This is a genomic window from Thermanaeromonas sp. DSM 22490 (assembly GCF_056378755.1).
In genome coordinates this window covers 1-14,972 of record NZ_JBJHHE010000004.1, presented here as the reverse complement: position 1 = coordinate 14,972, position 14,972 = coordinate 1, and the positions used below count along the sequence as shown (strand labels likewise).

Annotated in this window: 15 protein-coding genes; all 15 read right to left on the bottom strand. The window is 52.9% G+C overall.

The genetic code is table 11. The annotated features are described in order from the left end of the window. Window positions 1–39: 39 nt before the first annotated feature. The 15 genes from purH to AC1BI1_RS04070 all read right to left on the bottom strand — a co-directional run bounded on the left by purH (window position 40) and on the right by AC1BI1_RS04070 (window position 14,774). Entirely contained in the window at window positions 40–1,587 is a 1,548-nt protein-coding gene (gene purH / locus AC1BI1_RS04140) for a bifunctional phosphoribosylaminoimidazolecarboxamide formyltransferase/IMP cyclohydrolase (protein ID WP_476716011.1), read from the bottom strand. A 36-nt stretch (window positions 1,588–1,623) separates the two neighbouring features. Further along, window positions 1,624–2,238 carry a phosphoribosylglycinamide formyltransferase gene (gene purN / locus AC1BI1_RS04135; protein ID WP_476716010.1) on the bottom strand — a complete coding sequence of 205 codons (615 nt, stop codon included), beginning with the start codon at window positions 2,236–2,238 and terminating at the stop codon, window positions 1,624–1,626. 15 nt (window positions 2,239–2,253) lie between these two features. After that, entirely contained in the window at window positions 2,254–3,300 is a 1,047-nt protein-coding gene (gene purM / locus AC1BI1_RS04130) for a phosphoribosylformylglycinamidine cyclo-ligase (protein ID WP_476716009.1), read from the bottom strand. Window positions 3,301–3,322: 22 nt separating this feature from the next. Next, window positions 3,323–4,714, bottom strand: coding sequence for an amidophosphoribosyltransferase (purF, locus tag AC1BI1_RS04125; RefSeq protein ID WP_476716008.1), 1,392 nt, complete (start codon window positions 4,712–4,714; stop codon window positions 3,323–3,325). Next, window positions 4,678–6,879, bottom strand: coding sequence for a phosphoribosylformylglycinamidine synthase subunit PurL (gene purL, locus AC1BI1_RS04120; protein ID WP_476716007.1), 2,202 nt, complete (start codon window positions 6,877–6,879; stop codon window positions 4,678–4,680). Before purL ends, purF begins: the two co-directional genes overlap by 37 nt. Next, on the bottom strand, window positions 6,876–7,580 hold the full coding sequence (purQ, locus tag AC1BI1_RS04115) for a phosphoribosylformylglycinamidine synthase subunit PurQ (RefSeq protein WP_476716006.1): 705 nt from the start codon (window positions 7,578–7,580) through the stop codon (window positions 6,876–6,878). The genes purL and purQ overlap by 4 nt, the downstream gene beginning before the upstream one ends. After that, window positions 7,577–7,834 carry a phosphoribosylformylglycinamidine synthase subunit PurS gene (purS, locus tag AC1BI1_RS04110; protein WP_476716005.1) on the bottom strand — a complete coding sequence of 86 codons (258 nt, stop codon included), beginning with the start codon at window positions 7,832–7,834 and terminating at the stop codon, window positions 7,577–7,579. Before purS ends, purQ begins: the two co-directional genes overlap by 4 nt. Before the next feature lie 2 nt (window positions 7,835–7,836). Further along, complete coding sequence (gene purC / locus AC1BI1_RS04105; protein ID WP_476716162.1) at window positions 7,837–8,550, bottom strand: phosphoribosylaminoimidazolesuccinocarboxamide synthase; 714 nt, start codon at window positions 8,548–8,550, stop codon at window positions 7,837–7,839. 38 nt (window positions 8,551–8,588) lie between these two features. Continuing rightward, complete coding sequence (purB, locus tag AC1BI1_RS04100) at window positions 8,589–9,884, bottom strand: adenylosuccinate lyase (RefSeq protein ID WP_476716004.1); 1,296 nt, start codon at window positions 9,882–9,884, stop codon at window positions 8,589–8,591. Then, a complete protein-coding gene (gene purE, locus AC1BI1_RS04095; RefSeq protein WP_476716003.1) occupies window positions 9,877–10,407 on the bottom strand; it encodes a 5-(carboxyamino)imidazole ribonucleotide mutase in 531 nt (176 codons plus the stop codon). Before purE ends, purB begins: the two co-directional genes overlap by 8 nt. Window positions 10,408–10,732: 325 nt before the next feature. After that, window positions 10,733–11,767, bottom strand: coding sequence for an arsenic resistance protein (locus tag AC1BI1_RS04090; protein ID WP_476716002.1), 1,035 nt, complete (start codon window positions 11,765–11,767; stop codon window positions 10,733–10,735). Continuing rightward, window positions 11,757–11,942, bottom strand: coding sequence for a histidine kinase (locus AC1BI1_RS04085; protein WP_476716001.1), 186 nt, complete (start codon window positions 11,940–11,942; stop codon window positions 11,757–11,759). Before AC1BI1_RS04085 ends, AC1BI1_RS04090 begins: the two co-directional genes overlap by 11 nt. A gap of 170 nt (window positions 11,943–12,112) precedes the next feature. After that, complete coding sequence (locus AC1BI1_RS04080; protein ID WP_476716000.1) at window positions 12,113–13,345, bottom strand: NAD(P)-dependent malic enzyme; 1,233 nt, start codon at window positions 13,343–13,345, stop codon at window positions 12,113–12,115. Between the two features lie 16 nt (window positions 13,346–13,361). After that, window positions 13,362–13,913 (bottom strand): Fe-S-containing hydro-lyase, encoded by a 552-nt coding sequence (locus AC1BI1_RS04075; protein WP_476715999.1) that lies wholly within the window; start codon window positions 13,911–13,913, stop codon window positions 13,362–13,364. Between the two features lie 18 nt (window positions 13,914–13,931). Continuing rightward, a complete protein-coding gene (locus tag AC1BI1_RS04070; protein WP_476716161.1) occupies window positions 13,932–14,774 on the bottom strand; it encodes a fumarate hydratase in 843 nt (280 codons plus the stop codon). Window positions 14,775–14,972 lie beyond the last annotated feature (198 nt).

The window sequence follows — 14,972 nt, the reverse complement described above, 5'->3', positions numbered from 1 at the left end:
CACCGTCCTTTCTTGATAGTGTACGTTAGCTACCTAGGTTCAGTGCCGGAAATGCCGTATACCCGTAAAGACCATGGCCAGGCCGTGTTTATCGGCACACTCTATGGATTCAGCATCCCTCAAGGAACCCCCGGGCTGAATAATGGCTGTCACCCCCGCTCGGGCTGCTGCTTCCACGGTATCGGCAAAGGGGAAGAAGGCGTCAGAGGCCAGTACGGCTCCGCGGGCTCTTTCCCCTGCCTGTTCCAGGGCTATGCGGGCCGCACCCACCCGGTTCATCTGGCCGGCACCCACTCCCAGGGTTACACCGCTCCTGGCCACCACAATGGCATTGGATTTAACATGCTTTACTACCTTCCAGGCAAAAAGCAAATCTTCTAGTTCTTCCTGGGTAGGCTGGCGTTTAGTTACTACTTTAAGATCTTGGACTTTAACTTCATAATTATCCGGGTCCTGCACCAAAAAGCCTCCGCTCACCGGCCGGACTTGCCGGCCCAGTCCCGCATCCCGCCCTTCTCCGGCAACGAGCAGGCGCAAATTAGGCTTACTTTTTAGTATCTCCAGCGCTTCTGGGGTAAAAAGAGGAGCTATAATGGCTTCAAGAAAGATTTTTACCAGTTCCTCGGCCATCTCCTTATCTACAGGACGATTGCAGCCTACAATGCCGCCGAAGGCCGAAACGGGATCAGCTTCGTAAGCCCGGCGGTAGGCTTCGGCTGCGGTTTTCCCTTTAGCAGTCCCACAAGGATTGGTATGTTTGATTATGGTAACAGCGGGTTCCTGAAATTCCCGCACTAGATTCCAGGCGGCATCCAGGTCCATAATATTATTATAGGAAAGCTCTTTCCCCTGGAGCTGGCGGCTTCCGGCCAGGCTGCCGGCAGGTACCCGGGGCAGGCGGTAAAAGGCAGCTCGCTGGTGAGGATTCTCGCCATAGCGCAAGTCCTGTAGCTTTTCTCCTACCAGGAAAAAAGTCGGCGCGTAACTGGCCTCGCCATAAACTTCCCTCTGCCAGTACCAGGCTATAGCCGCGTCATAAGCTGCCGTGTGGGCAAAGGCTTCGGCCGCCAGTTTCCGGCGGGTGGGCAAGTCCACTTCCCCGTGCTGGCGTAAAAGGTTTAGCACTTCTTCATAGCGCGCCGGATTAACTACTACAATTACATATTCATGATTCTTGGCAGCCGCCCGGACCATGGTCGGCCCTCCTATATCGATATTTTCAATAGCCTCCTCCACGGTAACCCCCGGCCGGGCAATGGTTTCTTGAAAGGGGTAGAGGTTGACCGCTACCAGGTCAATGGGTTTAATGCCCCACTCGGCCAGCTGGGCTAAATGCTCGGGTGTCCTGCGGGCTAAGATGCCCCCATGTATACGGGGATGAAGGGTTTTTACTCTACCGTCTAAAATGGCCGGAAACCCGGTTACCTCCTGTGCAGGCGTTACCGGTAAACCGGCTTCTGCCAGTGCCCGCGCCGTACCCCCGGTGGAGAGTATCTCCCACCCCAGCTCCACCAGCCCCCGAGCGAACTCGATCAAGCCTGTCTTGTCCCAAACGCTCAGCAAAGCTCGTCGTGCCACTCTAATCATCCTTTCCGGGAATAAAGTTTGTTCGCGACCTATTTGTTATACTTCCTTGCGGACATATACCCGGCGGCCCTGTACCACCACCCGACCTTCCGCTATCCAACGGATGACCTCCGGCAAAAGGCGGTGCTCTTCCACCAATATGCGCTGGGCCAGGGTTTCCGGCGTGTCGTCATCCTCTACCTTAACGGCGGCCTGGGCAATAATGGGCCCGGTATCCACTCCGGCATCGACAAAGTGTACAGTGCAGCCCGCAATCTTCACGCCGTATTCCCAGGCTTGCCGCTGGGCATCTACTCCTGGAAAGGCCGGGAGGAGGGCGGGATGAATATTGATCACCCGCAGGGGGAACTGGTCCAAAAAGGCCTGACTTAAAATGCGCATAAAACCGGCCAGCACCACCAGCTCCACCCCTGCTTTTTTAAGCCTATTGGCCAGGGCCAGGTCATAGGCCACCCGGTCCGGATAAGCCCCGGGATCCATAAATTCTGCTGGAATACCGTGCTCACTAGCTATCTTTAAGGCTCGAGCCTCCTTTTTGTTGCTGATCACCACCTTGACCTGGGCCGGAAGCTTCCCTGTTTCTATGGCCTGGATGATGGCCTCCAGGTTGCTTCCCCGGCCCGAGACCAGTACGCCTATGGGCAAGGACATATCCTTACTCCCCCTTTAAGCTAGTGGCGGTTCAAACTCTATTTCTCCCTCTCCCTCTACCACTTCGCCTACCAGGTAAGCCTGTTCCCCGGCTGTCTGCAGGCGGTTTAAAACCGTCGCTACGTCGGCTTTTTCTACCGCGGCCAGCATCCCCAGGCCCATGTTGAAGGTGCGATACATCTCCGGCCAGGGTACGCGGCCTGCTTCCCGAATTAAATGGAAGATGGGTGGTACCGGCCACCTGTCCCGGTACAGGCGTAAACCCGTCCCCTGGGGCAACATGCGGGGCGGGTTTTCTATAAGGCCCCCGCCGGTGATGTGGGCCAGACCCTGAATCAGGCCCTCTCTAATCAGCGGTAAAAGAGATTTTACATAAATGCGGGTGGGTTTTAACAACTCTTCTGCCAGGGTACACCCCAGAGAAGATATTTTCTCCGTGAGGTCCAGGCCGGCCTCCTCCAGGAGCACCCGGCGGATCAGGGAAAAGCCGTTGGAATGGAGGCCGCTGGAAGCCAGCCCGATGATAGCTTGCCCCGGCCGGACCTTACTGCCGTCTAAAAGCCCCCTTCTCTCTACTATACCCACGGCAAAGCCAGCCAGATCATATTCTCCAGGTGGATAAAAGCCGGGCATTTCCGCCGTCTCCCCGCCCAGGAGAGCGCAGCCGGCCAGGCGGCAACCCGCTGCCACACCTGCCACAATGGCAGCTACCTTTTCGGGGTAAAGCTTGCCTACCGCCAGGTAATCCAGGAAAAAGAGGGGTTCGGCTCCATGGACCAGGATATCGTTTACACACATGGCTACTACGTCCTGGCCCACTGTATCGTGGCGGTCTATAAGAAAAGCTATTTTTAACTTGGTACCTACCCCATCGGCGCCGGCTACCAGCACGGGCTCCTGGTACTGCCCACTAAGGGCAAAAAAACCGCCGAAGCCCCCGATGTCGCTTAAAACCCCCGGCCGCCAGGTACTCCTCACATGTTCCCGCATTAATTGTACGGCCCGGTTACCGGCGCCAATATCTACCCCTGCGTCTGCGTAAGTCCAGATCCGCCCGCCCACTGCTTTCACCTCCTCACCAAAACTAAAGAGGAATAGGATAATAACCGGTAAAACAAGCTGCGCAGTATTTTTCGGAACCCTGCCTGACGGAGCTAAAGAGCCCCTCCAGACTCAAATAATAGAGGGTGTCGGCTCCTACCAGGCGCCTTATCTTTTCCACGGGACAGCGGGCGGCAATAAGCTCTCCATAGGCGCTGGTATCTATGCCGTAATAGCAGGGGTGAAAAACCGGGGGAGAAGCTATCAGAAGGTGCACTTCTTTTACCCCTGCCTCCCGGAGCATGTGTATAATGCGGCGGCTGGTAGTACCCCTGACTAGAGAATCATCAATAATAATTACCCGCTTGCCCTGGAGAATAGGCCGGATAGGGTTTAATTTCAGCCTCACCCCCAGGTCCCGCAGTTCCTGGGTGGGCTGGATAAAGGTCCGGCCCGCATAGCGATTTTTTATCAAACCTTCCACCAGGGGTAAACCAGTAGCCTCGGCATAGCCGCTGGCCGCCGCGATGCCAGAATCGGGCACCGGTATCACCAGATCGGCCTCTATCCTGCATTCCCCGGCCAGGCGGCGCCCCAGCTCTCGCCTGACCAGGTATACATTCTCTCCGTCGAGGGTGCTGTCAGGCCTAGCAAAGTAAATAAATTCAAAGATGCAGTGGGCCGGCCGGGGTGCCCGCGGTCCCTGGAGCGAAGAAATTCCACGGCCATCAATTATTAGTATTTCTCCTGGCCTCACATCCCGCACAAATTCAGCGCCGATAGCATCCAGGGCGCAGGACTCAGAAGCCAGAACAAAGGCCTGTCCCAGCTTTCCTAGGCATAGAGGCCGCACTCCATAGGGGTCGCGCACCCCGAAAAGCTGCTGTTCTGTCATGATAACCAGGCTATAAGCTCCTTTTAACTCCTCCATGCACTGTATAATGGCTTCGGGCAGGGGGCTTTTCTGATAACGGGCCAGTAGATTTACAATAACTTCGCTATCGGTAGTAGTTTGGAACACCGAACCTTCGGCTCCCAGCTTCTGGCGCAAGAAGGCTGCATTGACCAGGTTGCCGTTGTGGGCTACGGCCACCATGCCCTGGCGGATTCTAGCTACTAGAGGCTGGGCGTTAACTAGGGAGCTGGCCCCGGTGGTGGAGTAGCGGACATGTCCGATGGCCACCTCACCTTTTAAATTTTTAAGACTGTTTTGGTCAAAAACCTCGGCCACCAGGCCCATACCTTTATGAATTTCAATCCCGGTCCCATTCCCTACAGCAATACCGGCGCTCTCCTGGCCGCGGTGTTGTAAGGCAAACAGGCCATAATAGGTTAAACGAGCTACGTCCAGCCCGGGCCCGTAAAGGCCGAAGATCCCGCATTCCTCCCGGAATTTATCTAGGCCCTCAGCCGGGCCTCCAGGCTTCCCCGCCATACCGCCTCCATCTCCTCTAAGTCAAGATTTACAAGCCGCTTTTCACCCACACTAATCTCTAAGGTTTCGCCGCCGCAAGTACCTAAGATTTTTACCGGTACCTTAAGCTCGCGAGCCAGTTTTTTTATCTCGGCTACCTTTTCCGGCCGCGCGCTGACAATTACCCGCGACTGGCTTTCGGAGAAAAGGAGGCTATCAGCGCGCAAACTTTCTTCCAGTTTAATTTCGGCACCCATGCGCCCTAAGATAGCCATCTCCGCCAGGGCTACAGCCAGACCTCCCTCAGAGCAGTCGTGCGCTGCCCGGACAAGTCCCCGGCCAATCCCCTGCCGCACCATTTCCTGGACAGCTGCCTCCAGCTCCAGGTCAAGCACCGGCGGCCGGCCGGCCACCAGGCCATGGATGAAGGCCAAATATTCGCTGCCGCCCAGCTCGTCCCGCGTTTCTCCTAGGAGGAACACTACATCGCCTTCTTCCTTAAAACCGGAGGTACAGCGCTGTTGAATATCTTCCAACAGGCCCACCATGCCCACCACCGGGGTAGGGTAAATGGCCTCACCGTTCGTTTCGTTATAAAAGCTGACGTTCCCCCCTACTACCGGAGTATTAAGCCTGGCACAGGCACGGCTCATGCCCAAAACGCAATGGTAAAACTGCCAGGCTATTTCCGGCTTTTCGGGGTTTCCAAAATTTAAGCAATCAGTTACCCCCAAGGGCCTAGCACCTACGCAGGATAGGTTGCGAGCAGCCTCGGCCACGGCAATGGCTCCCCCAATTTCCGGGTCCAGGTAACAATAACGGCCGTTGCCGTCGGTGGTTAGGGCCAGGCCCTTTTTCGTCCCTTTGATACGCAGGACAGCCGCATCAGCTCCCGGCCTTATAACCGTATCCGTACGCACCATATAGTCATACTGGCGAAAAACCCATTCCTTGCTGGCGATGTTCGGCGAAGAAAGGAGCTTAAGCAAAGTCTGAGCATAGTCTTCAGGCTCAGGAAGGGCCGACCAATCATATGCTTGTAGCTCGTCCAGATAGGCGGGCCGTCTTTTCTCCCGCACATAAACCGGGCACTCTTCGGTTAGATAACGCACCGGTACCTCGGCTACCACCTGATCCCTTTCTTTAACTCGTAAGACGCCGTCACCCGTTACCCGGCCTATTACTACTGCTTCCAGGCCCCAGCGGGCAAAAATGGATTTAACACGATCTTCACAACCCTTTTTAGGAACCAGCAGCATCCGCTCCTGGGATTCCGAAAGCATTACTTCGTAAGGAGTCATGCCCTCTTCCCGCCTGGGCACCAGGTCAACATCAATCTCCATGCCGGTGCCGGCCCGCGAAGCCATCTCGGCGGAGGAGCTGGTCAGCCCGGCCGCTCCCATGTCCTGCATTCCCACCAGGAGGTCCTCCTTTACCACCTCCTGGCAGGCCTCAATCAAAAGCTTTTCCCGGAAGGGGTCGCCCACCTGCACGGAAGGGCGGCGCTCCTCGGAAGCCTCGCTCAGCTCTTCGGAAGCAAAGGTAGCCCCATGTATGCCATCGCGGCCGGTACGCGCTCCTACTACCATAACCGCATGTCCCACGCCGCTGGCCCTGCCACGCTGAATCTTGTCGCGCTCGATAATACCTACGCACATCACATTAACCAGGGGGTTGCCCGTGTAGCAGGGAGCAAAGGCCACCTCGCCTCCCACAGTAGGAAGCCCAAGGCAATTTCCGTAAAAAGAAATCCCGCTTACCACCCCGCCCAAGAGGTACCGGTTGCGGGGGTTGTTCAGAGGCCCGAAGCGCAAAGAGTCCAGCAGCGCAACGGGCCGGGCGCCCATGGCAAAAATGTCCCGCACAATACCTCCTACACCGGTGGCAGCGCCCTGAAAGGGTTCGATGGCCGAAGGATGATTATGGCTTTCAATTTTAAACACTACAGCCTGGCCGTCGCCGATATCTATAATCCCAGCGTTTTCCCCCGGCCCCTGTAAGACCCAGGGAGCACGGGTAGGAAACATTTTCAAAACTGGCCGCGAATGTTTATAGCCGCAGTGTTCGGACCACATGACGGCAAACATTCCCAGCTCCACATAGTTGGGCTCGCGCCCGAGGAGATTTTTGATGCGCTCGTATTCTTCATCGGTGAGGCCCATCTCCCGCCAAATCTTCTCCCTCATGACCTTCTCTCCTTCGTCCACCAGTCTACTATAGAAGCGAAGAATTCCCGCCCGTCCGTCCCGCCCAAGATCTCCTCCGCACAGCGCTCCGGGTGGGGCATGAGTCCCAAGACATTGCCCCCCTCATTAATAAGGCCCGCAATGTTTTCCACGGAACCGTTGGGATTGGCCTCTGGCGTTATCTCTCCTCGGGAAGTACAGTACCGGAAGACGATCTGATTATTTTCATTTAGGCGGCGCAAGGTTTCGGGATCGGCATAATAATTGCCTTCATTATGGGCGATGGGCATGCTCACTACCTGTCCCTTTTTAAAGCGGTTGGTGAAGGGAGTGGCCTCGTTTTCTACCCGGAGATAGGTGTCCTGGCAGCGAAACTGTAGGCAATTATTGCGCAGCATGGCGCCCGGCAACAGCCCCGCTTCCAAAAGAATCTGAAAGCCGTTGCAGATACCCAGCACCAGCCCACCCTGGCGGGCAAAATCTATAACCGCCGACATTATAGGGGCAAAGCGGGCTATAGCCCCTGCTCGCAGGTAATCCCCATAGGAAAAGCCGCCGGGCAATACTACACAGTCATAGCCTGTCAATTTTGTCTCAGCATGCCAGATATAATCCACCGGCTGTTTTAAGACAGTACCCAAGGCGTAATGGACGTCCTGGTCGCAATTGGAGCCAGGAAAGATAATTACGCCAAACTTCATATCCCCGTCACCTCGAAGGTGTAATCTTCGATGACCGGGTTGGCCAGAAGCCGGCGGCACATCTCTTCTACCTGCTGCCCGGCCTGTACCTCATCAGGAGCCTCCAGGCGCACCTCCAGGTATTTGCCCATCCGTACCTCTTTTACTCCTTTATATCCTAAGGCCACCAGGCCCTGTTTGACAGCTTCTCCCTGGGGATCCAATACACCTGCCTTCAGGGTAACATGAACCTTGGCCAAGTACAAGTTACCCATGTTCAACCCACCACCTTGCTGATCCGTTCGTAAACTAAAGCATAGGCCTCCTCGACACCCCCCAGATCCCGGCGGAAGCGGTCCTTGTCCAGCTTTTCCCTGGTTTCCTTATCCCAGAAGCGGCAGGTGTCCGGAGAAATTTCATCTCCCAGCAGTATTTCTCCCTGATAAAGGCCGAACTCCAGCTTAAAATCTACCAGGATAAGATCTGCGGGCTGCAAAAGGCGGCAGAGGATCTCGTTAATCTTTAATGCCCGTTCCTTGAGAGTCTCCACCTGTTCTGGAGTAGCCAGTTCCAGGGCTGCAATGTGATATTCGTTGATCATAGGATCATGGAGCTCATCGGATTTAAAATAAAATTCCAGTACCGGCCTCTTTAAATCAGTGCCCTCGGCCAACCCTAAACGTTGGGCCAGGCTGCCGGCAGCCACATTGCGCACCACCACTTCTACGGGAAGGATCTTAAGGGCCTTTACCAGCATTTCCCTGGGGCTGACCAGCTCTACAAAATGGGTGGCAATCTCCTCCCGCTCTAAAGCCCGGAAGAGGAGGGCCGAAAGCCGCGCGTTAATTTCACCTTTGCCGGCTATAGTACCTTTCTTGAGCCCGTCAAAGGCGGTGGCCTCGTCTTTAAATTCTATGAGATATAAGTTGGGGTCCCCGGTAAGGTAGACCCGCTTGGCTTTTCCCTCGTAAAGCAATTCCTTTTTTTGCACCATTTAAGTAACTCTCCTTTCGTTAAATAAACTTGACTTTATTCCAGTCCAGCGCGCCGGAAAATGTAATCCACATGTTTGAGGTGATATTTATAGTCGAAAAGTTTTTCGATTTCCGGGGGGCTTAAACAGGCCCTAATCTCGGGATCCTGGAGGAGCAATTCTTTAAAAGACACTCCTTCCCGCCAGGCTTCCATGGCATGGCGCTGAACCAGAACATAGGCTTTTTCCCTTAAAAGCCCTTTGTCCACCAGGGCCAGGAGCACCCGCTGGGAAAAGATCAGTCCATGGGTCTTCTCTAAATTTCGCCTCATGTTTTCCGGGTAGACGTTAAGGCCGGCCATTATCTCCGTAAATTTGGTCAGCATGTAATCCAGGAGGATGGTACTGTCGGGAATAATTACCCGTTCTACTGAAGAATGGGTGAGATCTCGCTCGTGCCAGAGGGCTATATTTTCTAAGGCAGCCAGGGCATGGCCGCGAACGACTCGGGCCAGACCGGCCACCCGTTCGCACATAATGGGGTTGCGCTTGTGGGGCATGGCCGAGGAACCCTTTTGCCCCTGGGCAAAGGGTTCTTCTACTTCCAGGATATCCGTCCGCTGCAGGTTGCGGATCTCCGTAGCCATTTTTTCCAGGGAGCTGGCTATGACCGCTAAAGTGGTTAAATACTGGGCATGCCGGTCCCGCTGGATTATCTGGGTAGAAACCGGAGCCGGTTTGAGACCCAGCTTCTGGCATACATATTCTTCCACGAAGGGATCCACGTTGGCAAAAGTGCCCACCGCACCGGAAATCTTCCCTACGCTGATCATTTCCCGCGCCTGCAGCAATCTTTCCCGGTTGCGATCTACTTCCATGACCCAAAGGGCCATCTTTAAACCAAAGGTAGTAGGTTCGGCGTGGATGCCATGGGTGCGGCCCATCATTAGGGTGAATTTATGTTCCCGAGCTTTAGCTACCAAGACCTCGCGCAAATCTTGCAGGCGTCGCAGGAGCTGATCGGCTGCCTCCCGCATCTGCAGGGCCAGAGCAGTGTCCAGGATGTCAGAAGAAGTCATGCCCAGATGAATATATTTGGAAGCTTCTCCCACCCGCTCGGCTACAGCCGTGAGAAAAGCAATAACATCATGCCGTACAGTCGCTTCGATCTCTTTAACCCGGTTAATATCGAAAGCGGCCTTTTCCTTAATTTCCGCCAGGGCCTCGGGCGGTATTTTCCCCAGCTCGGCCCAGGCTTCACAGGCATAAATCTCAATCTCCAGCCATTTGCGCAATTTATTCTCTTCGTCCCAAATGCGGCCCATCTCCGGCAAGGTATAGCGCTCAATCATTTTCCGGTGACCCTCCTCTAGGGTTATTTTCCCCAGAAGCTTGTAGCCTTTGATCTTTGGCCTCTACCTCCCGGGCCAGCTTGTCTTTATAAGCTATAAATTTCGCCCGCAAAGAACGATCTTTTATGCCTAGAATCTGTACGGCCAGAAAAGCCGCGTTGGCCGCCCCGTCTATGGCCACCGTGGCTACCGGGACGCCGCGCGGCATCTGGACGATGGAATACAGGGAATCCTGCCCTCCCAGTGCCTTGGTCCGGATGGGCACGCCTATTACCGGCAAAGGGGTCACCGCAGCCAGCACCCCTGGCAAGTGGGCAGCGCCTCCCGCACCGGCAATAAGCACTTCCAGCCCCCGCGCCGCTGCCTCGCGAGCATAGGCCAGGGTGGCCTCTGGTGTGCGGTGGGCTGAAAGGATGCGCATCTCGTAGGGTACTTCAAACTCCTCCAGTACCTCGGCAGCCGCCTGCATTATCGGCAGGTCGGAATCACTACCCATGATGATACCAACTAAAGCTTCTTTCATCCTACCACCTCTTTAAAATTAATTAACCCAGGCCGGATAGGTTCTAACCAATGCTGAAACCTACCCGCCTGGGTTTTTAGTCCCTCCGGTGTGGCACCAAAGGGTGCCTGTACCACTCGGACCAGCCCGCAAAGTGTTTTTCCCTTTGCGCGGAACCCTCAGGTACACTTTCAGCCTGTCAGCCAAGGCCATTTCCCTAGCCCGCCCGATAACGGGCCTATTCCTTTGCTTAACAGACCCTATATTCTTTTTTGACATTTTGATCATACAAAATAGAGCAGTAAGTGTCAAGAAAATTAAGTGAGGAGGTGGGTCAAAGGTTTAATTAAACGTGTGTCCAAACCTCTTTTTTATTGCGGTTCAATAAACTATATTTTTCATTTAGCCTAATAAACCAGGCTGCTGCTTGTTGCTGGATAAGAAAAGCTAAGGAAACCATGAGCGCAGCATTAGGGCCAAAAGCCGTAGCAGCCAGGCCGATTGAGATGGAAAGGTTGCGCAAAACAGTGGCAAACACCAGGGCCAGAGCATCTTTTTCTTCAAAAAGACTTCTACCGATAAATATTGCGAGTGCATAATTAATGCTATAAAAAACCACCTGAACTAACAGAGCTATTCCAAAGATGTCCAAACGAGAAGCTATACGCGGAGCATTCATGCTGATACTGGTAAAAATTATAAACAACATACCCCAAGCACTGGCCGCCGGTAGATAGGGCTTGATTTTTTTATGAAAATCCTCTGGTGAATACTTCTTTAGCAGAGCCGAATAGGTCAGCACCCCCAAGAACAAGGGCAACAAAATAACCAGCGCAATGGTTTTTAAGGTTAGCCAGACATCGACCGGTACATACTTTCCTACCATTAATAAGAGATACCAAGGGGCCAGCATGGACCCCAGCAGCAATCCTGTGGTAGTCAGTTTAATAGCTCCGGGGACATTTCCTTTAGCCAGCATGGTAAAAGCAATAGTCATATTGCTGGTAGGAAGTAAGGAAGTAATAGCCAGGCCGGCAAAAAGCTCCGGGTCCCGCAACAAAAATCCTACACCCAGGAAATAAGCCACAAAAGGAACCAGCAGGAAATTGAGGAGCAAAGCCGTTAATACAAGCCGGCCCTGGGACAGATTAAAGACCTCACGCAGTCTAAACCCGATCATGGTGGGGTAAATCATGAGTACTGTTACCGCAAGGATATATTTTTTGAGAACAGAAGTATCCACCAGCAAACCGGTAACAAATCCCAACACTAAAATCAGGGGAACAATCAGGGAAATATTTTGTGAAGGATACAAAAAGATTCTTTTTAGCAAATTCTTCTTTTCTTTTTCTTGCGTTGTTACCCCCTTGCTATCCTGCACCAGGATTACCCTCCTTTTCTTTTTCCATTTTATACAACTGAGCCAACTTTTCTTCTAATTCTTCTAATTCCTGAACCATAGATACTTTAACAGAATGGGCCGGCCATCGCTTTTTTAAATCAGCAATCTCTTCCTCCAGGCGTTTGATTTCACTTCTTAACACATCCTCATCCATAGGGCTACCCCCAAGATATTGTTTTTTATTATTATACTTTGCTCCAATTTCGCTGTCAATATAAACAGGAAAAACCGGAAGATAGGCCTGTTCTGAACCCCTGCATATTACAGGTTAAAAGTTCTCCGAATAAGAAAAAATCCTCGGTTTAACCGAGGATTGATGTTTTCTTAACCCAAACCACCTTTCACCAGCCTTTTAGTATTCTCGGCCACTTCGGCCGGGTCCCTCCGTAGCCGAGCTACCCCACTTTCCATGGCAGCCCGAGCCACAGCAGCAGCTACGGCAGGAGCTACCCGCTCGTCAAATGCATCGGTAATGATAAAGTCGGGACTTAAGCTTTTTTCCTCTACCAGCCCAGCTATGGCATAGGCCGCAGCTATTTTCATCTCTTCGTTTATGTCCCGCGCTCTCACATCCAGCGCCCCCCGCAAAACCCCCGGAAAGGCCAGCACATTGTTGATCTGGTTGGGAAAGTCCGACCGGCCAGTGCCCACCACTTTGGCCCCGGCTGCCTTGGCTTCCTCCGGATATATCTCCGGCACGGGGTTGGCCATGGCCAGTACCACGGCGTCTTGGCCCATGCTTTTCACCATATCCTGGCTCACTGCTCCGCCAATGGAAAGTCCTATAAAAACATCTGCGCCTCTCATAGCTTCCGCCAAGGTCTTGGCTTTTTCTTTGTTGGTCTTAGCCGCTACCTCTTCCTTATAAGGATTCATACCATTGTCCCGACCTGCATAGATGGCTCCCCTGCTGTCACAGAGAATTACTTCTCCTGCTCCCATATTTAAAAGCAGCTTGGTCACAGCTATACCAGCTGCTCCGGCTCCGTTGATGACAATTTTAATATCCTTCATTGCTTTGTTTACTACTTTCAGGGCGTTAATAAGGGCGGCTGCTACCACTATGGCCGTCCCGTGCTGGTCATCGTGGAAGATGGGTATGTCGGTCTCTTTTTTGAGCCGCTCTTCTATGGCAAAGCAGCGCGGCGCAGCTATGTCTTCTAAGTTTACTCCGCCTATGGTGGGGGAGATGAGTTTTGCGGTCTCCACAATTTGGTCTACTTCTTTGGTGGCCAGGCATAAGGGAAAAGCGTCTACTCCGGCAAAGGTTTTGAAGAGTACGCATTTGCCTTCCATTACCGGCAAGGCGGCCTCAGGCCCGATGTCGCCTAGGCCCAGTACTGCGCTGCCGTCGGTAACCACGGCCACCAGATTCCCCCGAGCTGTGTATTCCCATACCAATTCTGTATCGCGATGGATTTCTTTGCAAGGCTCGGCTACTCCTGGTGTGTAGGCCAGGCTTAACTCTTCCCGGTTATTAACCCGGACTTTGCTCTTGATAGCTATTTTTCCTTTGTTTTCCCGGTGCAGGGCCAGGGCTTTCTCCTTAAGATCCATTAAGTTTTTACCCCCTTTAAATTTTTCTATATTTGTCTCTCCCTTCCAGATAGAGGTTGCGGCCAAGACAGTCAATACCTACTATCAAAGGAAAATCTTCAACTTCCAGTTGGTAGATAGCTTCCGGTCCCAGGTCTTCGTAGGCCACTACTTGCGCTTTCTTTATTCGCTGGGCAAGTAGCGCTCCGGCGCCTCCTATGGCCAGGAAGTATACTGCTCCGCATTCTTTTATGGCTTCGATGACTTCCTGGCTGCGGCTACCTTTGCCGATCATACCTTTAAGACCAAACTCTCGAATGAGCAAAGGGGTATAAGGATCCATGCGGCCGCTAGTGGTGGGACCGGCCGAACCTATTACTTTCCCCGGTTTCGCCGGACAGGGTCCCACGTAGTAAATAATTTGGTCCTTCAGGTCTACCGGGAGTTTTTCTCCTGCCAGGTAGGTTTCTACCATCCTTTTATGGGCGGCGTCTCGGGCGGTGAAGATTATGCCGCTTAAGCTTACCTGGTCACCGGCTTTGAGGTTTTGTATAGTCTCTGGAGTTAGGGGTGTAGTGATTTTAATCATGGGGGAACCCTCCTCTCCTCAAAGCACTGCTTCAGCATGGCGAGCTGCGTGACACTGTATGTTTACGGCAACAGGTAAACCCCCTATATGTGTAGGATAGGTTTCTATGTGGACATCTAAAGCGGTTGTGCGACCACCCAGACCCTGAGGCCCTATGCCGGTAGCATTTATGCGCTCCAGGAGTTCTTCTTCCAGTTCTGCTATATAAGGCCGGGGGTGTCTCTGGCCTAAGGGACGCAGGAGGGCTTTTTTAGCGAGAAAAGCTACTTTTTCAAAGTTACCACCCAGCCCTACTCCCACTACTATAGGTGGGCAGGGATTGGGTCCAGCAGCTTCCACTACTTCTAATACATACTGAATAATACCTTCTTTACCATCGGCGGGTTTTAACATTTTAAGGCCGGAGGCGTTTTCCGATCCTATACCTTTAGGTGCTACGGTTATCTTTAGGTTGTTACCGGGCACGATTTCTGTATGGACAATGGCCGGCGTATTGTCTCCAGTGTTCTTGCGGATGAGAGGATCGTTTACCACCGATTTTCTAAGGTAACCGTTAGTGTAGCCTCTGCGCACTCCTTCATTTATGGCGTCGTAAAGATTGCCTCCGGTGATATGCACGTCTTGCCCTATTTCCAGAAAAACTACGGCCAGGCCGGTATCCTGGCATATAGCTTCACCGGTGGAAGAAGCCAAGCTAGCGTTTTCTTTTAACAGTTTTAGGATATCTTTGCCCCAGGGCGATTCTTCTCGGGCTATGGCCTGGTCCATGGCCCGCCACCAGTCGTCACCCAGTACGGTGCAGGCTTTAAGGCAGAGTTCCTCTACAGCCCGGGTTATTAGGTCTACGTGAATATCACGCAAGATCAATCCATACCTCCCTCACCGCATGCCGTATCTAAATACGTGTTAGCTTTCATTGAAGCCATTATACAATATTTAGATAAAACTGGGATCTATTTAATCTTGTTTGTTACACTATTAGAAGCGTTGTGAAAAACTCATTTTAATTAGCAGGTATTAGCATATCGACATCGAAAATAGTAATGACATCTACTTTGC